Genomic DNA, 25,278 nt, shown 5'->3' with positions numbered 1-25,278 from the left:
GCGCTTTGGCCGGTCACTTCAAGCGTTCCCAGGATTCCACCCGGTTGCCGGCGAAGGTCACGCTCGCCCGGGTGTAGGGCACATAGACCACCTCCGGCCCCACCGCGAAGCGGTAGCCATACGGACGGTAGTATCCGCCATCGCCCCAATAGTCATAGAAGCCGTATCCGGCGTGGAAGTTGTGGATGAACACCGGGCGGCTTCCGGCGTAGTCCCAGCGCTCCGTGCTGCGGCGGCTTTCCTGGCCTTCGTAACGGCTCGCCGGAGTCCCCCATGCCAGCAGCACCCCGTCTTTCGGCATGCCGCGGTCGATCTTCCCTTCCTCCACCAGCGCCTTGTGCTTGGCGCTCAGGCGCGCGTATTTGTCCGGATGGGCGGCGATGCGGGTTTGGGGGGTGGAGGGGGCGCAGGCTCCGATGAGCAGGCACGCAGACAGGAGCGCGAAAATCGTCTTCATGATCGTGGAACGTACGCTTCCTCGTGGCTGATTGCAACATGCCGCAAGGATTTTGCAAAAGTTTGGAAACACAGCTTGCCAACGGTGAATATCACGCCGCAATCTGCCCGCGAACTTTCCCTCAACATCACGCATGTCCGACCTGCTCGAAGACGAAGACCTCACCGCCGCTCTCAAAAAATGCCCGGAGTGGGAGTATGAGAAAAAATCCATCACCCGCACCGTCGAATTCGAGGAATTCATGGATGCCATCGATTTCGTGAACGATCTCGCCGAGATCGCCGAAGAAGCGCAGCACCACCCGGACATCACGATCCGGCACACGAAGGTGACGCTGAAGCTCACCACCCATGACGCCGGTGGCGTGACGGAGCTGGACGTGGAGCTGGCCCAGCGGGTGGACAACCTGGTGGACTGATCCTTTCCCCGCAACGGTTCCTCCGGGAACCGGAGGAGGGGAAGGCCGCGGATTTTTTCAAAGCAGCAGCCGGACCGGGCGGGTGGACCGTCCGCTCCGGTTGTTTCGTGTCCGGATGGCGCGGCAAGGAAAGGAAGACAAGCCTGCGGATTGTCATTTGGGGAGGCAATCCGGAGGCTTGCCTTCCTTTCGCCTGATCGGTGCCGATCCGCCGGCATCCCTCAGCGCGGCAGCATCAGCTCGTCATCCTTCAGTCCGGTCAGCTCGCGCAGTCCTTTGAGCAGGAACCTCAGCGTGAAGAACAGGAAGGCCAGGATCGGCACGCCGATGACGACGAAGCCCCAGAAGGTGAGGCGCCCGACGATTGCGTTGTAACCCTCCAGCGCGTCCGCCGCGGTGTGGTCGAAGCTCCGGAAGAACCATAGCGCGAGGCCCACGTTCATCAGCGAGCTGACGAAGAAGGAGAAGGCGAACATCTGCGTCGCCCTGCGCAGCAGGTGGAGGTAGGGCGCGTCCTTGCCCAGGTCCGCGATCAATTTCCGGATCTTCGGGATGTCGAAGATGCTGTCATTGTAGAGGAACACGTTGAGCAGCGGTGTGGTGGTGCGCGCGGAGGCCAGCACGGCGACCCCCAGCATCAGCGGGATGGAACCCTCCTTCAGCCCGAAGAGCAGGCCGGCGTTTTCTTTCACCGTGCCATCCTTGTTCCAGAGATACAGCGTCAGACCGCCGGTCAGCAGCACCGAGAACAGCCCGATGGCGGAGAACAGGTTGAACTTCCGCGTCTGGATGAACGACCAGATCCCGTAGAAAAACGGCAGCGCCAGCGCGATGGCCATCGCATAAACCGGGCCGATGTGCCATGGCCTCACTTCCTTGCCCAGCTTCTGCTGGATCTCCGGATCCTTGCTCAGATAGCTGAGCACCAGCACCGGGATGATCACGTTGATGAGGATGTTGGCGAGCGGGTTGTCTTTCGGCTTCTGGGACACGCCGGGGAGGAAAGCAGGGATGGTGGATTCCGGAAACGAAAAAGCGGGGGGACGGATCGGCCCGGGGTGCCTAGGTCGTGGGGCCCTGTGGCGGCGGCTGGACAGGATGCCCATCCTTGTTGTGCTAAAGGGAGGTGCTCTCCATCAACGCCGCCGTCTTCCCGCCAGGGCGAGCGTACCGAGGGCGGAAAGGACGAGCGCGGAGGGTTCCGGGATGGGGTAGGTGGTGCCGGAGGCGGCGTTCAGGGACCAGCCGGTGACCAGATTCCCGTTGCCGTCGCGCAGCTCCATGCCCACCAGGGTGACGGTATTGCTGAAATCCACCGTGCCGGAGTAGTCCTGTCCGTCCTGATGGTATTCCGGGCGGAAGTCGAACTGGCTGAGGGTGGTCGCACGGTGGGCATTTGGCTCATTCAGGAGAATGTTGAACGGCTGGGTGGCCCAGGTGCGGTTGATGAAGTTCCCGTCGTCCGCCCTGAGGAGGATGTAGTCCGACTGCCCGTTGAACTCGACATACACCGAATGGTAACCGGCATCCCCGAGGAAAGCTCCGCTGACCTGGTAGAGGAAGTTGACCGTGAGGGCGGCGCTGGTGTTGGTGTAGGTGAAGGTGTCGCTGTAGGCGGCCTGCCCGTAGGCGATGATCTGGTCCGGGGTGCCCTCCTCATTCACGAACCCGCTGGGGCTGTTGTAGTATTCCGGGTTCTCCGGGTTGAAGTAGGAACCCTGGACGCTGCCGCTGGCGTAGGTGTGCATCCTGCCGTAGCCGGAACTGGCGCTGGAGGAGCCGGTGAAGGTCATGGTGGCGTCATCCCCGTTCCGGTCGATCCCGTTGAAGGTGGCGCTGCCATAGGCGGAGACAGGCGCGCCACCCGGGCTGTAGTTTCCGGTGCCGATGGTGCTGTAGTAGAGAGGATCATACCGTTCGCCATAGCCGGAGTTGGTGGCGACGACGTAGGCGCTCGTCTCAATGGACGACTGGGCGGAGGAAATCTGCGGATGGAGCAGGACGAACGCGGCGGCCAGCAGGGGGGAAGTGACTCTTTTCATGTCAGGGGGGATGACATCTGTTTTTACCGCCCGCTGTCCGGCAGGGTCAAACCCGGGCGGTCCGGTGGCATCCAAGGTGTTGGAAACGCATGGCGTCAGGGAGATGGTTAGGTGCCGCCGGGTTTTCAGGATACCCATAACAATGAACAAAAAAGCGGAGCCAGTGAGGACTCCGCTTTTCACAGATGGATGGTCGATCAGCGCAGTGATGCCAGGGGCAGGAACAATCTCAACGAGTCCGCGTTGATGCGTTGGAATCCGTATTTCTGGTAGAATCCCACGAGTTCCTCATCTGCTGCATCCACGGCGAGTCCGACTCCGCCGGTTCCCTGCATCGACGATGCCGCGATCTCCCGGGCGGCGGCGAGCAGCAGCCGGGCGATGCCTTTTCCCTGCCAATCCCGTGCGACGGCCAGACGCGCCAGAAGCACCATGGGAATCGGTATGCCGGGCAGGCCTTTCGCCGCGCCCGGCCAGTTGGCCGCCTCCGCCAGGATCGTGGTCAGGGTGAAGTAGCCGATGATGGGGACGGGAGCGGCGGCATCCCTCCCGACCAGGACGCGGGTGACGGCCACACCTTTGAGAAGATGGCCCTTCGCGGTTTCCCGCAGGTAGCGGTCCAGGGATTCCCTGCCGCACTGGAAGGCCTTCCTGTCGTGGCGGTCCGCCAGCAGCTCAAGATCGTATGCGGACATGGGTCGCCAGGTCTTTGGCCGCCTTTTTCGCGGCGGCGTTCGGGGCCGGCGGTTTGGCAAGGAGCCGCTGGATCTTCGCGGATTCGGCGAGACTCAGTTTCCAGCGGGTCTCTTCCTCCAGCACACGCTCCGCCTCACGCGCCACTGCTTCCAGGACGAACGCCGCGACGGATTGGCCACGGATCGCGGAGGCTTCCTTGAGGCGTGCTGCGGTCGCTTCGGGAAAGCGGGGGTTGATTCTCACCGTCCGCTGGCCGTTACGCTCCGGTCCGGTGGCCTGTGGGGCCTTCTTCATGGGATGACCGTAGCATCCCTGGTGGATGGCTCCAATCCAAAAGTGGCACCGTTTTGGCACCGCCATTTATCCACGGAGCAAAGAAAAAGCGGAGCCCGTGAGGACTCCGCTTTTCACAGATGAATGGAAGATGCGGACTGAAGTCCGCGCTCCGTGGGATCAGACCGTTCCGAAGATGGTCTTGCCGGAGGAGCGCAGCTCGTCGCAGGCCTGCTTCATGCGGTCGCAGAGGCCTTGCTCGCCCTTCTTGAGGTAGGAGCGCGGGTCGTAGTGCTTCTTGTTGCCGACCTCGCCGTCGATCTTGAGCACACCCTCGATGTTCGCGCAGATGTGGGTGACGATCGGGCGGGTGAAGGCATACTGGGTGTCGGTGTCGATGTTCATCTTCACGACGCCGTAGTCGAGGGTCTCCTGGAGGTCTTCGCTGGAGGTGCCGGAGCCACCGTGGAAGACGAGGTCCATCTCCGCGCTGTCACCGTGCTTGTCCATGACGGCCTTCTGGCCATCGCGGAGGATGCTTGGCTTCAGCTTCACCGCACCTGGCTTGTAGGCGCCGTGGACGTTGCCGAAGGTGGCGGCGAAAAGGAAGCGGCCGATCGGCTGGAGCGCTTCATAGACCTCCACCATGTCTTCCGGGGTGGTGTAGAGTTTTTCGGACGGCAGGCCGGAGGTGTCGTGGCCGTCTTCCTCACCGCCGACGCAGCCGGCCTCGACTTCGAGGATGATGCCCAGCTCGGCGCACTCTTTCAGGAGGGCCTTGGAGATTTCGAGGTTTTCCTTCAGATCGACCACGGAGCCGTCGAACATGTGGGATTGGAAAAGCGGACCCTTGCCGGCGGCGATGCGCTCGCGGGAGGCCTGGAGGAGCGGCTTGAGGAAGCCCTCGACCTTGGCCGGGTGGCAGTGGTCGGTGTGGAGGGCGATGAGGACGTCGTGTTTCTCGGCGAGCAGGTGGCAGGCTTCGGCCAGGATGATCGCGCCGAAGGCGGCGTCTTTCACCGCGGTGCCGGAGGCGAATTCGCCGCCGCCGGTGGAAACCTGGATGATGCCGTCAGACTTCGCTTCGGAGAATGCCTTGAGGGCACCGTTGATGGTGGTCAGCGAGGTGACGTTGATGGCCGGGTAGGCGTAGCTGCCCTTCTGGGCGGCATCGAGCATGGCGCGATATTGTTCGGGAGTGGCGATAGGCATGACGGCGGAGTGCGTAACCAAGCGGAGGCTCCCCGACAAGCGGGAATTCCCGCAGGCAGGAGGGCAATCCTCCCGATGGCCTCAGATGACAATCCGGAGGATTGTCTTCCTTTCCCCGCCGGGGCTTCCGTGCTTGCCATGCCCCGCGAATCCGGGTTTTGTCCCACCCGATGCCGACCGCTTCTCCCGATGCCATCGTCTGCAAGCCAACGCCATGGTTCCTGCTCCGGGCGGCGGCCATGCTGGTGATGTTTTCCTTTTTCGCCGCTTATTTCGCCTATGACGGCGCGATCGGTTACCGGAAGAAGAACCACATCTTCTACCTTTCCAAGGCGTTCGACGAGGCGGTGGTGCAGTTCAACGAGAAGAACAAGGACAACTCATTGACGGCGGAGGAGTGGAAGAGCTTCGCCGCCACCCGCAACGTGAAATTTCCGGAGGATCCCTATGTGCTGCCAAAGGATCTGAAACAGCCCATGCCGTGGCCGGAGATGCTCCAGGATCATGAAAAGATCAGCAAGCGGCTGCAGGCGAACCTTTTGTGGCGGGACTACTCCGCGGAGCATGGCTATGACAGCAAGCCGCCGGAGGAGCCGATGACGAAGCGCGAGATCGATGAGCAATGGATCTGCGCCGGTGTCTGCGTCATCCTCTCCGTGGTGGCGGCGTTTTTCCTCCTCCGCACCATCCGCCGCCGCATCGTCGCGGATGAAACGGGCATCACCTCCCAGGACGGGAAACGGGTGCCATACACCGACCTGAAGACGCTGGATCTCAGGAAGTGGGACAACAAGGGCCTCGCCTTCGCCGACTATGAGGGGGCATCCGGGAAGGGCCGGCTGCGCATCGACGGCCTGACCTACGGGGGGTTCAAAAAAGAGGACGGCCAGCCGGCGGAAATGCTGATGGAGCGCATCCGCTCGAAATTTTCCGGGGAAATCATCGAATTCGCCCGCGCGGAGGAAGTTTCCGGCGGGGAACCGGAAACGAAATCCACCCCGGAAGACGGGTGAAACGCAGCTCCCGCGCGGAATTACCCGGCGATCACTGTTTTCAGGGTTGCCAAGTCCGCCAGCGGCGCGATAACCAACCGCAACGCCAACCAATCAACCACAGCAGCCCATGTCTGACAAAAGCATCGAAGAACGCGTAAAAGATATCATCGTTGACCAACTCGGCGTCAGCGCCGACCAAGTGACCCCTGAGGCGAAGTTCGTCGAAGACCTCGGCGCCGACTCCCTCGACACCGTCGAGCTGGTGATGGCCTTCGAAGAGGAGTTCGACATCGAAGTCCCCGACGAGGAAGCCGAAAAGCTCCAGGCTGTCGGCGACGTCGTGACCTACATCAACAGCCAGCAAGGCTGATCCAGCGGCAGGCGTACGCTTTCGGAAAGGGCGGACTCCTCGCGGATGTCCGTCCTTTTCTTTGCATTGCGCCCGAATGAGCGGAGATTCCCCCGGCTGATGCATTCCCCGGACAATATCCAATACGCGCTGGAGATGACGAAGGTGCTCCGCGAGCCGGACCGCCGGATCGAAACCTTCGGCGAGACCCGCTTCGAGTTCCAGCTCATCAGCGAGCTGATGGACCGCAACAACGAGGTCAGGGTGCGCACGGGTGAGGTGGAGGCCATGCGCCCGCGCATCTTCCGGCCGGATGGCTACCGCGGCATCGAGCTGGAGGGCTTCAACGACGATGCCCGCGCCCGCCTGGACGCGCTGGTGCACAAGTTCAAGGAGCAGGGCAGGGATCTTGCTTTCCTCCAGTATGGCTTCCAGTTCAGGCGCGGCCACGTGCAGGAGGAGATCATCCATGACTCCATGGACGCCGTGCGGGAGCGCGTGATGGAGGACATCCGCCGCACGGGGAACCCCTCGCTGGCGGTCATCGAGGGCGTGGACGACGCCTGGGAGATCTCCATCCTCAAGTTTTCCTTCGAAATGATCCTGCGCTCCCAGGAGATCAATGCGTTCGACTTCAAGCGGCGCGGGCTGCTATAACCCGGCGTGTCATCATGAGGCTGTGGTTCCTGGTCAAGTTGGTCGCCCTTTTCGCCGTGCTCGGCGTGATGGCATTCACGGCGATGTTCCTCTACCACATCCTCGTCGCGCCGATGGGCGGCGTGTTCGAGAAGCTGATCCCGAACCCCGCGGAGATCGTCAAAAAGGAGCCGGACACGGAATTCGCCAAAATGCTGGACGCGGCGGAGCTGCCCGACATCGACCCCGGTGAGAAGGCGTTCCAGAAGGCGCACGAACTGCTCGCCCTGGACCAATACACGGAGGCCCGCGAGAAGCTCATGGCCATCGTCAATGTTTTCCCCACCTCCCCGTCCGCCCCCATCGCCCGCCGCATCGTCGGGGACATGAACATGGACGAGGTGCTGTCCACTTCCCACCGGGAGGGGAAGACCGTCCATGTCGTGAAACGCGGGGATTCCTTCCTCGGCATCGCCGGAAAGAACAAGACCTCGCTCGACATGATCATGTATCTCAACGGCATGTTCGAGCTGGGCAACATCCAGCCCGGGGACGAACTCATCGTCATGCCGCTGGAGTTCCGGCTGCTCATCGAGCCGCAGCGGATGGCCGTCTCCATCTGGGACGGCGGCAGGTTCCTCCGGGAGTACCCCATCCTCCGCATCGGTTCGGGCAGCCCGTTGGCGGGCCAGAAGACCACCATCGAGTCGAAAGGGGCCATGTCCGGCGGGCGGCGCCTCCAGCCGCAGGCGAAGGGTTACCGCGGCGCCGCGAAATACATCCAGTTCACCAAGGTGCCGGTCCCCCTGCTGGCGGACGACCCGACTACCAGTGACGACGACAAGGAAGGCGCGCGCGGCATTTTCCTCAGCGGTCCGGACATGGAGGAGCTGAATCTTCTCACCCGGGCCGGAAATGAGGTGGAAATCCGCAACCCGAAACGCTAGCGTCCGTCCCAGCGGTCCGTCCGCAACCACTTCTTCCATAGCACATGCAGCTTCTCGAATTCGAAAAACCCGCCGCCGAGCTTGAACGCGAACTGGAGAAACTGCGCGCAAAAGCCGCGTCGCAGAACATCGACATGTCCGCGGAGATCTCCATCATGGAGGGGAAACTGGCCGAAACCCGCGCTTCGATTTACAAGAACCTCACACCTTGGCAGCGCGTCCAGATCGCCCGTCACACGAACCGCCCGTTCATGCTCGACTACGTCGCACTCGCTTTCACGGACTTCTACGAACTGCATGGTGACCGCCACATCGGCGATGACGCCTCCATGCCCGGTGGCTTCGCCCGCATCGGCGGCCAGCGTGTCGTCGTCATCGGCCACCAGAAAGGCCGCGACACGAAGGAGAACCTCAAGCGCAACTTCGGCAGCGCCCATCCGGAAGGCTACCGCAAGGCGCTCCGCCTGATGAAGATGGCGGAAAAGTTCGGCCTGCCCGTCGTCACCCTCATCGACACCCCCGGCGCGTTCCCCGGCATCGGCGCGGAGGAGCGCAACATTGCCGAAGCCATCGCCTACAACCTGCGTGAGATGATGTTGCTCAAGGTGCCCGTCATCGCCGTCGTCCTCGGTGAGGGAGGCTCCGGCGGTGCGCTCGGCATCGGCGTCGCGGACCGCGTCCTCATGCTGGAGAACGCCTACTACTCCGTCATCAGTCCGGAAGGTTGCGCCGCCATCCTCTGGAAGCACCGCAAGCACGCCCCGGAGGCCGCGGAAGCGATGAAGCTCGTCGCCCCGGACCTGATGAAGCTCAACCTCATCGACGATGTGATCGAGGAGCCGACCGGCGGCGCCCACCACGACCACCACGCCACTGCGGACGCCTTCAAGGCCACCATCCTCCGCCATCTGGAGGAGTTGAAGAAGCTCCCCGTCCAGAAGCTCCTCGACCAGCGCTACGAAAAGTTCCGCGCCTTCGGTGAGTGGCAGGGCAAGTGACGCCCCGCAGGGAAAGGAAGACAAGCCTCCGGATTGTCATCTGAGGCAATCCGGAGGCTTGCCCTCCTGTCGCCGTGGCTTCCGGTGGGGGGGGATCTTGGCCGTCCCGCCTGATGGAGATTGCAGGGAACTTTCCCGTCTGCTAATACCCGGACTCCATGGATGCGCTGATCGATATGTTCCAGGCCATCGTCGTTGCCGGCCTGTTGCTGGGCCTGCTGGTCAAACCGTGGGATCTCGGTAGGGTGAGGAGCGCCGTCAGGCGAAAGGGAGGGAAGATCGTCGAGCTTGAGGCCGGTCCTTACAGCATCGGGTGGCTTGCAGGGACCAACCCCACGATCCATGAACTGGAATATGTGGACGCCGAAGGGCAGACCCACATGGCGGAAGTGGCAACCTCGTTGGTGAAGGGAGTGATTTTCATCTCCGACATCATCATGCCGAAGGCGAAGCTCCTGCGGAAAAGCCCCAGGAACCCGGAAGCGGCGGCAGCCGCGCGGAAAGCCTCCGGCCACCATCATCCCGGATTCCCTTCCGGACTGCGCGCCAATGAAACCCGCCGTCCCCGGAAGAAGATGGCGAGGATGGAGTAGCGAACCTCGTGAGAGGTTCGGTTGGAGGGAGGTCCACCAGGAACCGGAGCTGGTCTGTTGGATGATGCTCCAACGCATCACTCATCGGATCCGCCACACGGACCATGCGGCATCTACCCCGGCCCTTTCGGAGAAAGCCTCCTTTCCCGCCGGCTCCGCCGACGGGGGTGTATGCCATCCATACTGGATGCCCGCGCATTCCTTTCCCCTCACTCCACCGGCACGTGCGGCTCGAAGGTCATCGCCCGTTCGTGCTCGCGGGCTTTGGCGGCCTGTCTTGCCTGCTGGTAGAAGAACTCCTGCACGCGGAAGGCTTTCTTGCCCTTTTCCCGGACGAGGCGCTGGGAGGTGCCGTCGGGGAGGATGCGGGAGGCCTGGACGTTGTCCTGGAAATAAGCGTCCAGGATGCGGATGAGGCGGCGCTTCAGCGGCGCGGCCTCGATGGGGATCATCAGCTCCACGCGCTTCTCCAGGTTGCGGGTCATCCAGTCCGCGGAGGCGATGTAGACCTGGGAGTCGCCGCCCTGGTGGAAGTGGAAGAGGCGCGCGTGTTCGAGGTAGCGGTCGATGACGGAAATGACCTCGATGTTTTTCGAGTGCTTCGGGTCGCCCGGCTTCAGGCAGCAGATGCCGCGGACGTTGAGCTTCACCTCGACGCCGGCCTGGGAGGCCTTGTAGAGCGCGGCGATGATGTCGGGGTCCTGGAGGGAGTTCACCTTCGCGGTGATCTTCGCGGGCAGGCCCAGCCCGGCGCGGTCCGCCTCGCTGGCGATGAGGTCCAGCAGCTTCGGCTTCATCGCGGTGGGGGCGGGGACCAGACGCTGGAAGCGCAGCAACTTCGACCGTCCGGTGACGGCGTTGAAGAAGAGGGAGGCGTCGTTGCCGTAGTCCGGCTTGCAGGTGAGGTAGGAGAGGTCGGTGTAGAGCTTCGAGGTGGACTCGTTGTAGTTGCCGGTGCCGAGGTGGACGTAGCGGCGCAGGCGGCCGGACTCCCGGCGGATGACCAGGCAGATCTTCGCGTGCGTCTTCAGGCCCTTCACGCCATAGACGATCTGTGCGCCCGCGCGGCGCAGTTCATCCGCACGGTCGAGGTTGCGGGCCTCGTCGAAGCGCGCCTTCAGCTCCACCAGCGCGGTCACGTGTTTGCCGTTTTCCGCGGCCTTGATGAGCGCGTCGATGATGCGTGACTGCCGCGCGGTGCGGTAGAGCACCTGCTTGATGGCGATGACATCCGGATCCTCCGCCGCTTCCTCGATGAGGCGCATCACCGGCTCGAACGATTCATAGGGATGGAAAAGCATCAGGTCGCCGGAGGCGATGGTCTCGAACATGGTCGAGCCGGGTGTGATGGCGGGGGAGGGCTGGCCGGGCCAGTCCGCGTCGCGCAGGTGGTCGTAGCCGGAGAGGAACGCCAGGTCCATGAAGGAGGAAAGTCCGGGCGGGCCGTCCATCTGATAGACTTCCTGCGGGCTGGCACCGGTGACTTTCTGGATGATGCGGGCGAGGTCGCGCGGGGCGTCCTCACGCAGTTCCAGCCGCACGGTGTCCGCGAAGCGGCGGGCGGTGAGCACGTCCTCCATCTCGCCTGCCAGGTCCGTCGCATCCTCCTCCTGCACGGCCATGTCGCCGTTGCGGGTGACGCGGAAGACGGTGGTGGCGGTGACATTCTCACCAGGGAAAAGCTGGTCCGCATGCGCGGCCACCAGGTCCTCGATGAAGAGGAAGGACGCTCCCTCGCCATCCGTGGAGATGGGCACGCGGCGGCCCACGCTTTCCGGGATGGGGATCACGGCGTGGCGCACGGCCTGGGTCTCCGGGTCGAGCAGGCGGCAGGCCACCACGATCTGGAGGCCGGGCACCTGGAGCGGCGGGCCGTCCGGATCGATGGCCAGCGGGGTGAGCAGCGGAAAGACGCCGTCCTCGAAAATGGCGGATGCCTGCGCCGCCTGGGTCAGGCTCAGCTCACGGAAGGAAAGCAGGCGGATCTTGTGCTTCTCCAGCGCGGGCAGCAGCACGGTGTTGAGCAGGGTGTACTGGTCCTCGCACATCCGGAGGATGCGGGTGCGCAGCAGCGCCAGGTTCTTCACCGGGGTGAGGCCGGAAAGGTCCGGCGTCTTCCGGCCGCTGCGGCGCATGAGCATGAGGCTGCCGATGCGGACCTGGAAGAACTCGTCGAGGTTCGACGCGGTGATCGCCAGGAACTTCAGCCGTTCCAGCAGCGGAAGGTCATCGCGCAGGGCTTCGTTGAGCACCCGTTGGTTGAATTCGACCCAGGAAAGTTCGCGGTTGAGGTAGGGGATCATGGGAGAAAAGTGGGAAGTGATCGGTGATTTGAGCCGGATGTTGATGGTTTCAGTGGCTCCATGTCGCTGCGCTCCATTGTGGAAGAAAGGGGAGTCAGTTATCCTCATCGATGACGACGGTGAGGCCGAAGACTTCCTCGAAGAGGTCCGCCTTCGACTCCATGGCGATGCGTTCCACGGCGGCGTCCTCCAGTCCGGGCAGGCGGACGCGGAGCTTGCCTGCTTCACGCTTGATCTCGATCTGCGCGACGCGCTGGGCGTGGGTGCGTTCCAGTGCGTCCGCCACGCGGAGCAGGGCCGCCAGCTTTGACACGCGGATGCGATCCTCCGTGCCCAGGGCGGCGTAGCTGGGGTGTTCCAGCTTCGGGCCGGAGTGGCGGTGGTAGCGGGAAACCAGCGCGACGATGGTGACGTCCAGACGGTCCAGCCCGAAGATCTCCGAGTTGAGGATGATGTATTCCGAGTGCTTGTGGTGCGCGCGCGCGGTGATGAAGGTGCCCACCTCATGGAGGATGGCGGCCACCTGGAGCAGCAGCGCGTCATGCGGCGTGAGGCGGTGCAGGTCCGCCGTGGCATCGAAGAAACGGGTGCAGAGCCGTCCCACGTGTTCGCCATGGGCGATGTCCGACTGGTAGCGTTCCGCGAGGATGTTGGCGGAGCGCAGCACCTCCTCCGCGAAGGCTCCGGTGAGTTCCTGGGAGACCAGCAGGTCGTTCAGCAGGCCCTGTTCGTAGTCGCTGTCCGGGATGTGGATCTCCTCCTGCTTGAGCACCTCCGCGATGGCGAGGTTGATCTCCAGCGCGGGCAGCAGGCCCTCCGCCGTCTGGTAGTCCACCTGGAACCGCTTCACCAGCTCCGCGTCCGAGAGCGTCGCCGCCTCCGAGGTGAACTGGCGCAGCGTCTTCAGCGGGGAGGCGCTCCCTTTCTTGATGAGGGACGGGGCGACGGACTGGATCTCATAACCGATGGCGACGATGCCGTCGATGGTGACGTCCGAGTAGTCGAAGCGGATCTGCGCCAGGTTCCCGGACGTATGCTCGCGGATCACGCGGTTGAGGGCGGGGCCGTCCGTGAGGGAACCCTCCAGCGCCTCGCGGGTGCGGTGGGTGCCCAGCCGGTAGCTGGTGTAGCGGGTGATCTTTCCGTTCTGGAACAGGAGGGCGCGGGTGTTCCCCGGACCCACGTGGACCACCAGCGTGGTGTCCTGCTCCATGGCGGGCAGGTTCTTCAGCCGGCGGCGCGTCTTCAGGTAGATGAGGCGGGTCATCTCCCCGTCGTCGATGGTGCTCACCCGCAGGCCACAGGCGATGCGGATGCGGTTCATGACCGTGTCATGGTTCGTCGCCTCGCTCAGGATGTTCGTCGCCACGGCGCGGGTGAGGTCGTGCGGGTCATAGCCCAGCTCCGCCAATGCCTTCTGGTAGCCCTTGATGATGGAGACGATGCGCTCCGTGGTGGTCAGGCTGACCTTTCCGTCACGGAAAATGTCGCTCGCCAGCGGGGCGGGCTGCTCCAGGAAATCGACCGGGGTCAATGTGCCTTTTCCGTCACGTTCCGCGACCATCATGGAGACGGAGCTGGCACCGATATGGAGCGCGGTATGGAGGGAGGCGGAATTTTGCTTCAGTTGCAGGGACTTCCGGGCGGCGGGCATTGGCCTAAGACTGCCCGTGAACCACGCATTTACAACTCCCAATGTGTGACGCACGTTTCACGGAAGGGGATGGGATTTCGCGGCCCTTCCGGCTTGTCACGGGTCGCTGTCAGGAGGATAACAGCGGCATGCCGGTGAAGGGTCCACTTGAACGATACTATGTGAAGCCGGGGAGCACCCTGGACCTCGCCAGGATCGACACCTCGGAGAAGACGGTCTTCGAGTCCGTCACGAAAGACAGCTTCCTGCCCATCGCGGAGAGGCTGAAGGTGGAGCTGCGGGAACTGCAGAAAGTCCTCTACGCCCAGAGCAAGCAGCGTGTGCTGGTGGTGGTGCAGGCCATGGACACCGGCGGCAAGGACGGCTGCGTGAAGAACGTGTTCGCCGGCATCGACCCGCAGGGCATCCGGGTACAGGCGTTCAAGAAGCCCGCGGAGGAGGAACTGGCGCATGATTTCCTGTGGCGCATCCACCAGCACGTTCCGCGGAACGGCGGGATGGTCATCTTCAACCGCAGCCACTATGAGGACATCATCGCCGTGCGGGTGAAGAAGCTTTTCCCGGATGAAGTCTGGAAGCGCCGCCAGCGCCATGTGCTAGAGTTCGAGCGCATGCTGGCGGAGGAAGGCACCACCATCGTGAAGCTGTTCCTCCACATCTCGAAGGACGAGCAGAAGAAGCGGCTGGAGTCCCGGCTGGCGAACCCGGCGAAGCACTGGAAATTCAATCCCGACGATCTTTCCGACCGCGCCCTGTGGAGCGACTTCATGAAAGCCTATGAGGAGGTCATTTCAAAAACCTCCACCGACCTCGCGCCATGGTATGTCATCCCGGCGGACCGGAAATGGTACCGCGACCTCGTTGTTGCACAGATCATGGTGAACACGCTGAAGGGCCTGAACATGGAGTATCCGAAGATCACCTGGGACCCGAAGACCGTCGTGGTGGGGGAATGACGGAAAGGAGGGCAAGCCTCCGGATTGCCTCATCAGGAATGGAGAGTCGTGATGCGGCTTTTGTTGTTGGCAATCCGGAGGCTTGCCTTCCTGTCTCCCTCCCACCCTCACGCCGCAAGCGACGCCTGAGTGCCGGAGAGGATCACGGGAGCGGGCTGGACCGCCGCCTCCGCACGGGCGGCGCTGAGTTTCTCCAGTCTCCGGCGGAGGTAGAGGATCTCGCGTTCCTGTTCGGCGATGGTGCGGGTGTCCATCTTCTGGCGGATGATTTGTTCGTTGCTGGAGGAGAGGAAGTTCATGATTTTCGGCGGATCATCGCAGGGCGGATGCCATGACCGGCCGGAGAGCACCGGATGCTGATGGCGGAAGGGTTTCCGCGCCATCAGGGGTGAATGGGGACTTCTCCTCGTGGCGCGTATTGCATCACCCTGCGGAGTCCGGGTTGCACGATGCCGAAAGGAGGGCAAGCCTCCGGATTGCCTCAAAAAAGGATCAACCCCGGGGCATTTTCCATCGGATGTTGGCAATCCGGAGGCTTGCCTTCCTTTCTCTGATCACCTCCCGGCGTCGGCCGGGCGGATGACCTTGTAGAGGATGGCGCCGATGACGGCACCGATGATGGGGGCACCCGGAACAGCCAGACTTGGGAAAGATAGTCCCCCCGGAGAAGGAGGAAAGGAGGGCAAGCCTCCGGATTGCCTTAAAAAAGGATCAACCCCGGGGTATTTTTCATCGGATGTTGGCAATCCGGAGGCTTGCCTTCCTGTCTCCGATCACCTTCCGTTCTCGGACGGGGCGATGACCTTGTAGAGGATCGCACCGATGACGGCACCGATGATGGGAGCCACCCAGAACAGCCACACTTGGGAAAGGTAAGCGCCCCCGGCGAAGGCCGCGGTGCCCAGGCTGCGGGCGGGATTCACCGAGCAGTTGGTGACCGGGATGGAAATGAGGTGGATGAGCGTCAGCCCGAGGCCGATGGCGACGGGAGCCAGTCCGGCGGGCGCTTTCTTGTCCGTGGAGCCCAGGATGATGATCAGGAACACCGCCGTCAGCGCGACCTCCGCGGCGAAGCAGGCGACCAGCGAGTATTTGCCCGGGGAAAGATCCGCATAACCGTTCGAGGCGAACCCGCCGGCCACGAAGCCCGCCTTTCCGCTGGCGATGAGATAGAGCAACCCCGCACCTGCGATACCACCGATGACCTGCGAGATGATGTAGGGCACCAGATCCTTTGCCGGAAACCGGCCACCGACGAACAGACCCACGGATACGGCGGGGTTCAGGTGGCAGCCGGAGATGTGGCCGATGGCATAGGCCATGGTCAGCACCGTGAGGCCGAATGCCAGCGCCACTCCCAGGAATCCGATGCCCAGCTCCGGCCATCCGGCTGCCAGCACCGCGCTCCCCGCGCCTCCGAATACCAGCCAGAATGTCCCGATCGCTTCAGCAATATACTTTTTCATGGATGCCACAGGGTTCCAAGCGCCGGGCTCCGGCACTTCACGCTCCATGTGCATTAGGAAGTCATCGTGCATTATTCAAGGCTAATTATGCGGGGTTGAGGGGAAAGAAAGGAAGGCAAGCCTCCGGATTGCCAACATCAGATGGAAAATGCCTCGGGATTGATCCTTTTTCAGGCAATCCGGAGGCTTGCCTTCCTTTCCTTTCAGGAGAGCAGGCGGTCGGTCCAGGGGGCGCTGTGGAGGACGCTGGCGGCGGGCGGGAGCTTCGCCTTGCGGGGATTGTTGCGGATATACCGCGCGACGGCGATGAAGTGATCCCAGTTCCGGATGATGCGGTCGAAGTAGTCGTCCATCCAGAAGGCCCCGGACCGCCCGGTGGCCTTGTTGATGGCGGTCGCGGAGAAGCGCTTCCACGTCGCGATGATCTCGGAAAGTGCGCCGCTTTCCTCCAGGGATAGCAGGACGTGGACGTGGTTCGGCATCACGACGAAGCTGTGGAGGGTGTAGCGCACGCGGTCGAAATGGTGGAAGGCGTCGGCGACGCGGGCAGAGTGCTCCGGGTCCTGCAGCAGGCAGGAGCCCATGCCCTGGTCCAGCCAGCGGTCGATGGCACCGGAGAAGGTGCGGTGGTATTCCACCTCCGTTTCCGGGGACCAGGGTTGCGGGTGCTCCGCGAGCCATTGGTCACGATCCAGCCTCCATTGCCGGAGGAGCGAAACGGGGAGGGAATCCGCCAACCGGAAGGTGACGAAGTAGCTCTTTCCGTTCTGCTGCCAGTGCGGGAGATGGCGGCGCGTCTTGTCGATGGGGGCCTCGCCATTGAGAAAACGCAGATCCGACCACTGGAAGGAGGGCATTGGGGAAAGATAGGAGGGGATGAAGGAAAGGAGGGCAAGCCTCCGGATTGCCTCATCAGGAATGGAAAGTCGTGATGTGGCTTTTGTTGATGGCAATCCGGAGGCTTGCCTTCCTTTCGCCGTTTCACACCACGCGGCTCCAGAGCAGCTTGAGGTAGCGGCTTTCCGGGTAGTTGGACAAGGTGGGGTGGTCCGGGCCCGCACCCGTGCGGTCGAAGATCTGCAGGCGCTTGTTCTGGCGGTGCGCGCCGCCGGTGATGATGCGCTCATGTTCGTCCACGGAGAGCTGGCCGGAACAGGAACAGGTCACGTAAAGGCCGTCCTTTTCGACGAGCTGGAGCGCCAGCTTGTTGAGGTCCGCGTACTTCGCGACGCCCGTTTCGTCCTCGCGGCCGTGGATGAACTTCGGCGGGTCCGCGATGACGAGGTCCCACTTGCGGCCGTTCTCGATCATGGTGCGCACCCAGGTGAAGGCGTCGGCGTGGGTGAACTTCACCTTCGCGGAGTTCAGGTTCGCGTTCCGCTTCGCCATCTCGACGGCGGTTTCGTCCAGGTCCACGGCGGTGACGTCCTTCGCCCCGGCGAGGGCGGCGGAAACGGAGAAGCCGCCGGTGTAGCAGCAGAGGTCCAGCACGGACCGGCCCTCCGCCAGCGCGCCGAATTTTTTCCGGTTGTCCCGCTGGTCGCAGAAGAAGCCCGTCTTGTGCCCGTCGGTGAAGTCCACCTCGTAGCGGATGCCGTGTTCGCGGATCTTCACCGTGCGGAATTTGTCGGACTCCACGCCGCCGCTGCGCGGGATGCCCTCCACCCGGGCCAGATCCGGATCGACCCGGACGACCACCCGCTTCGTGCCGAATGACTCATGGAGCAGCGGCAGCCAGCCGCCGAGGCGCTGCCAGGCGGCCAGGTTGGTGATCTCCACGGACAGCACATCCGCGAACTTGTCCGCCACCATGCCGGGGAGGAAGTCGGCGTCGCCATGGATGGCGCGGTAGCTGTCCGTCTCCGCGTCGAGCTTGTGGATTTCCCGGCGCAGGGACGCCGCACGGCGGATGGCGGTTTCAAAAAAGGTCTCGTCCAGATCCTCCAGCGAGTGGCTGACCACCCGCAGCGGCATGCGCGACTTCGGGTTCCAGAAGCCCCAGCCGAATCGGGTGCCTTCCTTGCCCAGCACTTCCACGAACGAACCCGGCTCCGCATCGCGGGAAACCTCGCCGATCATTTTCGGCCAGATGGAGGGGTGGAAGGACTGATACTTGAGTTGGACGGTCGGCACGCCGGGAAGGATGAACATCGAACATCGAACGTCCAACATTGAACGCTGAAGTGAAGATTTTCGTGGCCGGAGTTGTCAGGTTGGGGGATCTGGCAAGGATAAGCGGATGAAAATGCACCGCATCCTGGCTGAGGCCGCTTCGACCATCGCGAAATCGGTCTTCCGGGAGTTCAAGGTTCTGGATCACGAGCTGGCGGCGGCATTCGAGGAAAACCCGAAGTGGGGAAAGCGCGACCGCGGCTTCATCGCGGAGACCGTGTTCGAGGTGGTGCGCTGGCGGCGGTCGCTGGGCTTCCTGGTGGACAGTGAGGAAACCACCGCCCTGTGCGCGGCGCAGTGGGTCCGCATGGGCTATGAACTGCCGGAGTGGTGGAAATACAACGGCCGCGCCGCGGAGGAGATCACCGCCCGGCAGGATCTGCTGGCGGACCAGCCGCGCGCGGTGCGGGAGTCCATCCCGGACTGGCTGGACCAGCTTGCTTTCTCCGAGCTGGGCGACGCCTGGGACGCGGAAATTTCCGCGCTCAACGAGCGCGCCGCCGTCTATCTGCGGGTGAACACGCTCAAAACCACCCGTGAGAAAGCCATCGAGTGGCTGGCGAAGGAAGGCGTGGAAACCTCACCCGTGGACGGTGTGCCGGACGCGCTGGTGCTGGCTCCGGGAAAGGCGCTGCCGAAGCCGCTGCGCTACGACGGCCGGATCGAGATCCAGGACGCAGGCTCCCAGCTCATCGCCGGGATGGTGGCTCCGCAGCCCGGTGACCGCGTCATCGACGCCTGCTCCGGTGCCGGTGGAAAGGCGCTGCACCTGGCCGCGCTGATGGAGAACCAGGGCCGCATCTACGGCATGGATGTGGATGGAAAGAAGCTCAAGGAACTGGAGAAACGCGCCACCCGTGCCGGTGCGAAGTGCGTGACCACCCGCCTCATCAGCGAGACCACGGCGGACGAGTTCGGTCCCATCGCGGACCGCCTGCTCATCGACGCGCCTTGTTCCGGCCTCGGCACGCTCAAGCGCCAGCCTGACCTCAAGTGGCGGTTGAAGCCCGCCGCTGTCGAGCGCGTCCGTTCCATCCAGGCGGAGTTGCTCCAGGAATACCCGAAGATGCTGAAAGCCGGTGGCCGCCTTGTGTATGCCACCTGTTCCGTCCTGCCATCGGAGAACCGCAGGCAGGTGGACAAGCTGCTGGAAGGTGGGGCTTTCGAGCTGCTGGAAGACCGCGCTATTTCACCAGCGGAACTCGGCTTCGATGGCTTTTATGGCGCTGTGTTGTTGAAGAAGTAGGGAGAAGTAAGGAGGGAGGACACTCTTGTCCTCCGGCGGCATTGGCGAACAATGCAGGAGAAGTTTTCAGTGTGTGGTTGTCCGGATAAAGAAAGCTGACCGCGAATCTTGAGGAATCCATTTTGCTACCTTCGCGGCCACGGCTGTTGCGGTGAATTTTCACTGGCTTGCCAATGCCGTCGGAGGACAGGAGTGTCCTCCCTCCTTACTCAATCCCCGTCCTTGGCGTTCTTGCGGAGCTGCTTCTCGAACTTCATCGGCTTGCAGAGGACGTAGGGGATGTTCGCGACGCGGGCACACTTCCGGCAGAAGAACTCCGGGTTCCGGGTCAGCTCGAGAAGTTCTTCCGCGCGTTCCCGGATCTCGTGTTTCGACCAATCGCAGAGCGTTTCCGACATCGTTTCCCACAAGGTCAACCAGCCGCCGGGAGAGTCAAGAAAACGCCGAAAATTGTCACGTTCACGCGAATCAGTCTCAATAAGGTGACGTGCGAAATTAGTTGAAATACCAACGATTTTTTCACTTGCGGGCGATCAAAACAGGATCATATTGAGACTAACCGAGCGGCCCGATCCCACCGCCTTTCCCAGACAATTCAACACCATGAAAACACAGACGAAATCAGCCACCAAGAACGACGCGGTTGTGAAAGGCCTCACCACCCTTCTGGCGGACTCCTACGCCCTTCTCGGCCAGACCCACATCGCCCACTGGAACGTGGAAGGCCCGGCGTTCTTCTCCCTGCACGCCGCTTTCCAGACCCAGTATGAGGAACTGTTCGAAGCCGTCGATGAGATCGCCGAGCGGATCCGCGGCCTGAATGTGCTGGCTCCCGGTGGTCTCAAGACGCTCGCCGCGCTGTCCTCCATCACCGAGCTGGCCGCCGAGCCGATGCCCGCGAAGGACTTCGTCGCCCACCTCATCGAAGGTCACGAAACCGTCGTCACCAACGCCACCTCCGCCCGCAAGGCCGCCGAGGACGCCGGTGACCTGGAAACGCAGGACCTCATCATCAAGCGCATCCAGACCCATGAGAAAACCTTGTGGATGCTGCGCTCCTTCCTGAAAAATCTCTGAGCCTGCGACGCTCCGCGATATACCCACCCGCACCCGCCCCCATAGCGGATGCGGGTTTTTCGTGCCGTGGATTCCGTAGCGGGATGGCTGCGCCGTGACGGCTGGGTGGAAGGGGGAGACCCTCAGATTCCCAATCCTTGGGAGAGGCATTCCTTTCATGCGGACCTGAGGGAGGAAGGAGAATGTTCCCAACCGTCATGGTGCAGCCATGCCGCTACCTCACCCTGCTCACTCCAGCCAGACGGATTTCAGATACGGCTCCCCGGTGAAATCGGACGGCATGGGGGAATGGGTGCCTTTCATGCCGCGGCGGACGGAGGTGAGGAGCTGCCGCTCGAAGGCGGACGGCGGCAGTTTCTTGAAGTTCGTGCAGCAGAGGATCCAGCCGCCGGGAGCCAGCACGCTGGCGGCCAGCGCGGCCAGCTCGCCGAAGTCATTCTCCACGCGGAAGACCTTGCCCTTCTCATCCCGGGAGAACGTCGGTGGGTCGAGGACGATCCCATCGAACTTGCGCTCCTGTTTCGCGAAGCGGCGCAGCCAGTGGAACGTGTCGCCCTTGCAGAAATGGTGGGCGGCGGGGTCGATGCCGTTGTGGGAGAGGTTCCGCTTCGCCCAGTCCAGATAGGGTTGGGAGAGGTCCAGGGTGGTCGTCTCCGCGCCTGCGGCGGCGGCGGCCACGGAGAAGGCACCCGTGTAGGAAAAGGTGTTGAGCAGGCGCAACCCCGCGCCCATCCGGCGGCGCACCTCCGCGCGGTTGTCCCGCTGGTCCAGGAAGATGCCTTGGGAGTAGCCGGACTGGAAGGAGATCTCGAAGTTCAGGCCGTTCTCCCGCGCGAGGAACGGTCCTTCCGTGACCGGGCCGCTGAAGTGGGCGGGCGAGTCCTTCTGGTGCTGGTCCAGGTGCTTCCAGTGGACCGACTGCGGCTGGTCGCGCAGCCAGCGGCCGAACTCCGGCGGGATCGTCCGGCCCGTGGTGGACACCAGCCAGCGGTCCGCGAAGGTTTCGAGGAAAACACCCGGCACGCCATCTCCGCCGCCGTCGATGAGCCGCAGGGCATCGGTCATTCCATCAGGCAGCGGCTGGCGCTTGCGGATCGCGGTCGTGAAAGGGTCGGGCATCTGGCACGGGGAGGATGGGTGGGGATTCCACTCCGGGCGAGATCGAATATGGTGAGGGGTAGCGAAGGTCTCACGACCTTCGCTACTCCCCCTGGGGTTTCCTCCGCTCCTTGTGGTGGATCTTCCAGAAGCGTTCCCGGAATTCCGTCAACCTGCCCCGTGGATCGAAGTCGGGATATAGAGGATGGCGCCGATGACGGCACCGAGGATGGGCACCACCCAGAACAGCCACACCTGGGAAAGGTAGGCGCCGCCGGCGAAGGAAAGGAGGGCAAGCCTCCGGATTGCCAACATCAAGAATGGGGGGGCTTGAAGTGTTGGTTCTTAGGTGGCAATCCGGAGGCTTGCCTTCCTTTCTCCACTCACCTCCCTGCGTTTGCCTCCCTACCTCGTCACGGCCTCATCCAGATTGAGGATCTGGCTGGTGAGGATGGTCCAGGCGGCGAGTTCGGCGGGCGGCAGGGTTGCGTCCGCCGGTGTCCCGCCGGTCTTGAGCAGCTCCGCGGCGGCGTTGGGATCTTTGGCGAATGTCGCGCTGATGTCCGCGAATGTGCCGGTGATGATCTTCCTTTCCTCCGCGTCCAGCGTGCGGTTCAGCAGGCGTGCGGTGATGAAATCCAGCCGAGCGGCGGAATCGGCGGAGGCTTTCATGGCATGGGTGGCGAGCTGTCTGGAGGCTTCCACGAACTGCGGGTCGTTGAGCAGGACCAGCGCCTGCAGCGGTGTGTTGGTCTGGTCCCGGCGGACGCAGGTCACCTCGCGGGACGGCGCGTTGAGGATCTCCATGGAGGCCGGCGGCGCGGTGCGTTTCCAGAAGGTATAGACGGAGCGCCGGTAGAGTCCCTCGCCGCTGTCCTCCTGATAGGAGCGGGTGTTGGACTGTGGCATGGCGACGGCTTCCCAGATGCCTTCCGGTTGGTAGGGCTTCGCGGGTGGTCCGCCGGTTTTCGCGGAGAGCAGGCCGGAGGCGGACAGCGCCATGTCGCGCAGGACCTCCGCATCCATCCGCTGCCGCGGCCCGCGGGCGAGCAGCTTGTTATAGGGATCTTTCTCCAGCTTCTCCGGGGAGATGACGGCGGACTGCCGGTAGGTGGCGGAGGTGACGATGAGCTTCAGGACATGGCGGTAGTCCCAGCCGGAGTCCATGAACTCGACGGCCAGCCAGTCCAGCAACTTCGGGTGGGTGGGCCGCGCACCCATGATGCCGAAGTCCCCCGCCGATTCGACGATGCCTGTGCCGAAAAACTGCTGCCACGCGCGGTTCACCGTCACCCGTGCGGTCAGCGGGTTGCCGCGGTCCACCAGCCACTCCGCGAGGTCCAGCCGGTCATGCGGCCCTTTCTTCGGGATGGCTGGCAGGGAAACGGGGATGTTCGCCGGGACCAGCGCGCCTTTCGATGAATATACGCCGCGCTCCAGGATGTGGGCGGTGGCGGGGCTGTCCTTCTTCTCCTCCATGATGAGGGTCACGGACCCACGCTGGCGGAGGGTGGTCTGCTCCGCGGTGAGGGGGGCCAGTTTCTTCAGGAGCGCCAGCGTCGGCGCGTCGTGGTTCTTCAGGTAGTAGTCGAAAAGCGCGGCCGTCTGCGCCTCCGTCCGCTGTTCCGCGGGGATGGAGAGGAGGGCCTGGAGCTGGTTCTGCTGGCTGAGCGCGGCGATTTCCTCCACCGGAAGCACCCTGCGGTAAAGGCGGAAGTCCTGGATGGCGACGGTGCCGCCCAGCCGGTTCGCGCCATTTTTCCGCGAGCCGATCCTGAGGCTGGTGTTGCCCGTGATGTCCTGCCCCAGCGTGTTCGGCTCCGGGCCTTTCTTCACCGGCTTGCCGTTGACGAAAAGCGTCAGCGTCCGGTGGGAGGCCTGGCTTCCGTCGAAGGTGACCATGACATGGTGCCACTTTCCGGGTTCCAGTGGTTCCGGCGCGACGATCTTGTTGGCGGCGTCCGGCCAGCGGTCGATGAAGTGGGTGCCGATCTTCCCGTTCTCCAGCCAGAGGTCCCAGCCGCGGTAGTCGTTCGCGGTGTCCATCCGGGCGATGATGGCTCCGCTGGGAGTGCCTTCGATGTAGAGGTGGGCGCCGAGGCTGACCTTCTCGCTGCGGGAAATGGCTCCCAGATCCCCCAGGTCCGTGGTGGCGGAACTGGCCAGCAGGGCCGGACCCAGCGGGCCGTCGCGGTGTTCCCCAGGGATGGTCCATTCCGTGGGCTTGCCCGCCACGGTGCCGCGGGAGATGGACTCCCCGGTATTGAGCGGGAGATGGAGGGCCAGGGAGGGGTCCATCACATCCCCGGAGCCGATCTTCGCGTTGGCCAGCCATGCGCCGAAGTCGGCCTTCGCTTGCGGTTTCCTGCCGGCGATCTCGCCTTCGATCTGCCTGATGTCACCGGCAAGGCTGGTCCAGCGTTCGCGGTCCGCGGGCAGAGGGGCGAAGATGTTCGGCGGATGCTCGGCGTTGTTGCCATCCATCGCTGACATCGTGTTGTTCCGGAAAAAGGCGGCCATGGAGTAGAAGTCCGCCGTGCTCACCGGGTCGAACTTGTGGTCATGGCAGGCGGCGCAGCCGGTGGTCAGGCCCAGCCAGACGGCGGAGACCGTTTCCACGCGATCCTTTGCGTAGATGGCTTCGTATTCTTCGGAAATGGCACCGCCTTCCCCGGTGGTGGCCAGGCAGCGGCTGAAGCCGGTGGCGATCTTCTGCTCGAGGGTGGGGGAGGGCAGCAGGTCCCCGGCGATCTGCTCGATGGTGAACTGGTCCCACTTCATGTTTTTCGCAAAGGCGTCCACCACCCAGTCGCGGTAGGGCCAGATGGCGCGGTAGTTGTCGATGTGGATGCCGTGGGTGTCCGCATAGCGTGCGGCGTCCAGCCACAGGCGTGACTGGTGCTCCGCGGCGGCGGGGGATGCCAGCAGGGTGTCGATGACCGGCTGGGGGTCGGCGGCTGCCAGATACCTTTCCGTCTCCTCCGGGGACGGCGGCAGTCCCGTCACATCCAGGTGCAGGCGGCGGAAAAAGCGGCGCGCTTCCTCCGGCGGGTTCGGGGCCAGGCCCTCCGTGGCGAGCCGCGCCTTGATGAAATGATCGATGGGGTTTTCCCCGGCAGGCACCTCCGGCCGCACGGGTGGGATGAAGGCCCAGTGCGCCTGGTATTCCGCACCCTGCCCGATCCATCGCTCCAGCAGGGAAATGTCACGTGCGGAGAGCTTCTTGTGGCTGGCGGGCGGCGGCATGATCTCCTTCTCATCGGTCGTGCGGATGAGCTTCATGAGCATGGATGAGGCTGGATCGCCCTTGATGATGACCGGCGCTCCGCCATCCCGGGCGGCGAACGCCTGGTCCGCCAGGTCCAGCCGCAGCGGCTCGCTTTTCGGCTCCCGCGTCCCGGAGTCCGGGCCGTGGCAGTGGTAGCAGTTCTCCGAGAGGATGGGCTGGATATGGTCGTTGAAGCTGACTTTCTCCGGAAGGGGTTCCTCCTTCCGCACCTCCGCACGGTGCGGCGCATCAGGCATGGCGGGACGTTCCTCGGGCTGGCAGGAACCGAGAATCAGTGCTGATGCGAGCAGGAGCCCGTGGGATTTCATCAGGGATAGGGTTTGGGATTCAGAGGAATACTCCGGGGAGCCCCTGGGTACTGTCACTGAAAATACGCTTTGCTCCCGGCGGGATTCCCGGCC

General features: G+C 63.4%; 26 protein-coding genes. 10 read left to right on the top strand and 16 right to left on the bottom strand.

Going from position 1 to position 25,278, the window contains the following annotated elements; all coding sequences use genetic code 11:
- Nucleotides 1–13: 13 nt before the first annotated feature.
- Nucleotides 14–457 carry a hypothetical protein gene (locus tag KF712_04915; GenBank protein ID MBX3740309.1) on the bottom strand — a complete coding sequence of 148 codons (444 nt, stop codon included), beginning with the start codon at nucleotides 455–457 and terminating at the stop codon, nucleotides 14–16.
- A 133-nt stretch (nucleotides 458–590) separates the two neighbouring features.
- Here KF712_04915 and KF712_04910 point away from each other — a divergent pair, with 133 nt between their 5' ends.
- On the top strand, nucleotides 591–875 hold the full coding sequence (locus KF712_04910) for a 4a-hydroxytetrahydrobiopterin dehydratase (GenBank protein MBX3740308.1): 285 nt from the start codon (nucleotides 591–593) through the stop codon (nucleotides 873–875).
- A gap of 221 nt (nucleotides 876–1,096) precedes the next feature.
- On the opposite strand, the gene KF712_04905 is transcribed toward KF712_04910, so the two are convergent.
- The 5 genes from KF712_04905 to fbaA all read right to left on the bottom strand — a co-directional run bounded on the left by KF712_04905 (nucleotide 1,097) and on the right by fbaA (nucleotide 5,098).
- Nucleotides 1,097–1,867 (bottom strand): hypothetical protein, encoded by a 771-nt coding sequence (locus tag KF712_04905; protein ID MBX3740307.1) that lies wholly within the window; start codon nucleotides 1,865–1,867, stop codon nucleotides 1,097–1,099.
- 144 nt (nucleotides 1,868–2,011) lie between these two features.
- A complete protein-coding gene (locus KF712_04900) occupies nucleotides 2,012–2,917 on the bottom strand; it encodes a PEP-CTERM sorting domain-containing protein (protein ID MBX3740306.1) in 906 nt (301 codons plus the stop codon).
- A 197-nt stretch (nucleotides 2,918–3,114) separates the two neighbouring features.
- Entirely contained in the window at nucleotides 3,115–3,612 is a 498-nt protein-coding gene (locus KF712_04895) for a GNAT family N-acetyltransferase (GenBank protein ID MBX3740305.1), read from the bottom strand.
- Nucleotides 3,593–3,907: a DUF1778 domain-containing protein gene (locus KF712_04890; protein ID MBX3740304.1), complete on the bottom strand. Its 315-nt coding sequence runs from the start codon at nucleotides 3,905–3,907 to the stop codon at nucleotides 3,593–3,595. The genes KF712_04895 and KF712_04890 overlap by 20 nt, the downstream gene beginning before the upstream one ends.
- A gap of 159 nt (nucleotides 3,908–4,066) precedes the next feature.
- Nucleotides 4,067–5,098, bottom strand: a complete 1,032-nt coding sequence (gene fbaA / locus KF712_04885; protein MBX3740303.1) for a class II fructose-bisphosphate aldolase — start codon at nucleotides 5,096–5,098, stop codon at nucleotides 4,067–4,069.
- A 170-nt stretch (nucleotides 5,099–5,268) separates the two neighbouring features.
- On the opposite strand from fbaA, the gene KF712_04880 reads away from it, so the two are divergent.
- From KF712_04880 to KF712_04855, 6 genes are all read left to right on the top strand, one after another.
- Nucleotides 5,269–6,111: a hypothetical protein gene (locus KF712_04880; protein MBX3740302.1), complete on the top strand. Its 843-nt coding sequence runs from the start codon at nucleotides 5,269–5,271 to the stop codon at nucleotides 6,109–6,111.
- Between the two features lie 109 nt (nucleotides 6,112–6,220).
- Entirely contained in the window at nucleotides 6,221–6,463 is a 243-nt protein-coding gene (gene acpP / locus KF712_04875) for an acyl carrier protein (GenBank protein MBX3740301.1), read from the top strand.
- Between the two features lie 99 nt (nucleotides 6,464–6,562).
- Nucleotides 6,563–7,099: a hypothetical protein gene (locus tag KF712_04870; protein MBX3740300.1), complete on the top strand. Its 537-nt coding sequence runs from the start codon at nucleotides 6,563–6,565 to the stop codon at nucleotides 7,097–7,099.
- Between the two features lie 14 nt (nucleotides 7,100–7,113).
- Complete coding sequence (locus KF712_04865) at nucleotides 7,114–8,025, top strand: LysM peptidoglycan-binding domain-containing protein (GenBank protein ID MBX3740299.1); 912 nt, start codon at nucleotides 7,114–7,116, stop codon at nucleotides 8,023–8,025.
- A gap of 44 nt (nucleotides 8,026–8,069) precedes the next feature.
- The gene (locus KF712_04860; protein ID MBX3740298.1) at nucleotides 8,070–9,023 is read left to right on the top strand and encodes an acetyl-CoA carboxylase carboxyltransferase subunit alpha; all 954 of its coding nucleotides are present in this window, start codon (nucleotides 8,070–8,072) and stop codon (nucleotides 9,021–9,023) included.
- 158 nt (nucleotides 9,024–9,181) lie between these two features.
- Nucleotides 9,182–9,616 (top strand): hypothetical protein, encoded by a 435-nt coding sequence (locus tag KF712_04855; protein ID MBX3740297.1) that lies wholly within the window; start codon nucleotides 9,182–9,184, stop codon nucleotides 9,614–9,616.
- Nucleotides 9,617–9,825: 209 nt separating this feature from the next.
- On the opposite strand, the gene ppk1 is transcribed toward KF712_04855, so the two are convergent.
- Together ppk1 and KF712_04845 are read right to left on the bottom strand one after the other, a co-directional pair.
- Nucleotides 9,826–11,919 (bottom strand): polyphosphate kinase 1, encoded by a 2,094-nt coding sequence (ppk1, locus tag KF712_04850; protein ID MBX3740296.1) that lies wholly within the window; start codon nucleotides 11,917–11,919, stop codon nucleotides 9,826–9,828.
- 94 nt (nucleotides 11,920–12,013) lie between these two features.
- Nucleotides 12,014–13,573 (bottom strand): HD domain-containing protein, encoded by a 1,560-nt coding sequence (locus tag KF712_04845; protein ID MBX3740295.1) that lies wholly within the window; start codon nucleotides 13,571–13,573, stop codon nucleotides 12,014–12,016.
- A gap of 134 nt (nucleotides 13,574–13,707) precedes the next feature.
- Here KF712_04845 and KF712_04840 point away from each other — a divergent pair, with 134 nt between their 5' ends.
- Nucleotides 13,708–14,529: a polyphosphate kinase 2 family protein gene (locus KF712_04840; GenBank protein ID MBX3740294.1), complete on the top strand. Its 822-nt coding sequence runs from the start codon at nucleotides 13,708–13,710 to the stop codon at nucleotides 14,527–14,529.
- A 107-nt stretch (nucleotides 14,530–14,636) separates the two neighbouring features.
- Here the strand turns inward: KF712_04840 and KF712_04835 are convergent, their stop codons facing one another.
- From KF712_04835 to KF712_04820, 4 genes are all read right to left on the bottom strand, one after another.
- Complete coding sequence (locus tag KF712_04835) at nucleotides 14,637–14,828, bottom strand: hypothetical protein (GenBank protein MBX3740293.1); 192 nt, start codon at nucleotides 14,826–14,828, stop codon at nucleotides 14,637–14,639.
- 474 nt (nucleotides 14,829–15,302) lie between these two features.
- Nucleotides 15,303–16,043 carry an aquaporin Z gene (gene aqpZ, locus KF712_04830; protein MBX3740292.1) on the bottom strand — a complete coding sequence of 247 codons (741 nt, stop codon included), beginning with the start codon at nucleotides 16,041–16,043 and terminating at the stop codon, nucleotides 15,303–15,305.
- A 155-nt stretch (nucleotides 16,044–16,198) separates the two neighbouring features.
- On the bottom strand, nucleotides 16,199–16,852 hold the full coding sequence (locus tag KF712_04825) for a transposase (GenBank protein MBX3740291.1): 654 nt from the start codon (nucleotides 16,850–16,852) through the stop codon (nucleotides 16,199–16,201).
- Between the two features lie 124 nt (nucleotides 16,853–16,976).
- Entirely contained in the window at nucleotides 16,977–18,128 is a 1,152-nt protein-coding gene (locus tag KF712_04820; protein MBX3740290.1) for a class I SAM-dependent rRNA methyltransferase, read from the bottom strand.
- A gap of 106 nt (nucleotides 18,129–18,234) precedes the next feature.
- Here KF712_04820 and KF712_04815 point away from each other — a divergent pair, with 106 nt between their 5' ends.
- Nucleotides 18,235–19,413 carry a class I SAM-dependent methyltransferase gene (locus KF712_04815; GenBank protein MBX3740289.1) on the top strand — a complete coding sequence of 393 codons (1,179 nt, stop codon included), beginning with the start codon at nucleotides 18,235–18,237 and terminating at the stop codon, nucleotides 19,411–19,413.
- 209 nt (nucleotides 19,414–19,622) lie between these two features.
- Here KF712_04815 and KF712_04810 read toward each other — a convergent pair whose 3' ends face one another.
- On the bottom strand, nucleotides 19,623–19,811 hold the full coding sequence (locus KF712_04810) for a hypothetical protein (protein ID MBX3740288.1): 189 nt from the start codon (nucleotides 19,809–19,811) through the stop codon (nucleotides 19,623–19,625).
- A gap of 205 nt (nucleotides 19,812–20,016) precedes the next feature.
- Between KF712_04810 and KF712_04805 the strand changes: the two genes are divergently transcribed.
- Complete coding sequence (locus KF712_04805) at nucleotides 20,017–20,490, top strand: DNA starvation/stationary phase protection protein (GenBank protein ID MBX3740287.1); 474 nt, start codon at nucleotides 20,017–20,019, stop codon at nucleotides 20,488–20,490.
- Between the two features lie 228 nt (nucleotides 20,491–20,718).
- Here the strand turns inward: KF712_04805 and KF712_04800 are convergent, their stop codons facing one another.
- From KF712_04800 to KF712_04790, 3 genes are all read right to left on the bottom strand, one after another.
- Entirely contained in the window at nucleotides 20,719–21,609 is an 891-nt protein-coding gene (locus KF712_04800) for a class I SAM-dependent methyltransferase (protein MBX3740286.1), read from the bottom strand.
- Nucleotides 21,610–21,756: 147 nt separating this feature from the next.
- Nucleotides 21,757–21,903 carry a hypothetical protein gene (locus KF712_04795; protein ID MBX3740285.1) on the bottom strand — a complete coding sequence of 49 codons (147 nt, stop codon included), beginning with the start codon at nucleotides 21,901–21,903 and terminating at the stop codon, nucleotides 21,757–21,759.
- Nucleotides 21,904–21,993: 90 nt separating this feature from the next.
- Complete coding sequence (locus tag KF712_04790) at nucleotides 21,994–25,185, bottom strand: DUF1553 domain-containing protein (protein ID MBX3740284.1); 3,192 nt, start codon at nucleotides 25,183–25,185, stop codon at nucleotides 21,994–21,996.
- Nucleotides 25,186–25,278: the final 93 nt, after the last annotated feature.

Source organism: Akkermansiaceae bacterium (genome assembly GCA_019634595.1).
GTDB lineage: Bacteria > Verrucomicrobiota > Verrucomicrobiia > Verrucomicrobiales > Akkermansiaceae > Luteolibacter.
Note: the sequence above shows the minus strand (reverse complement) of the source record. Positions and strands in the feature narration are given on the sequence as shown.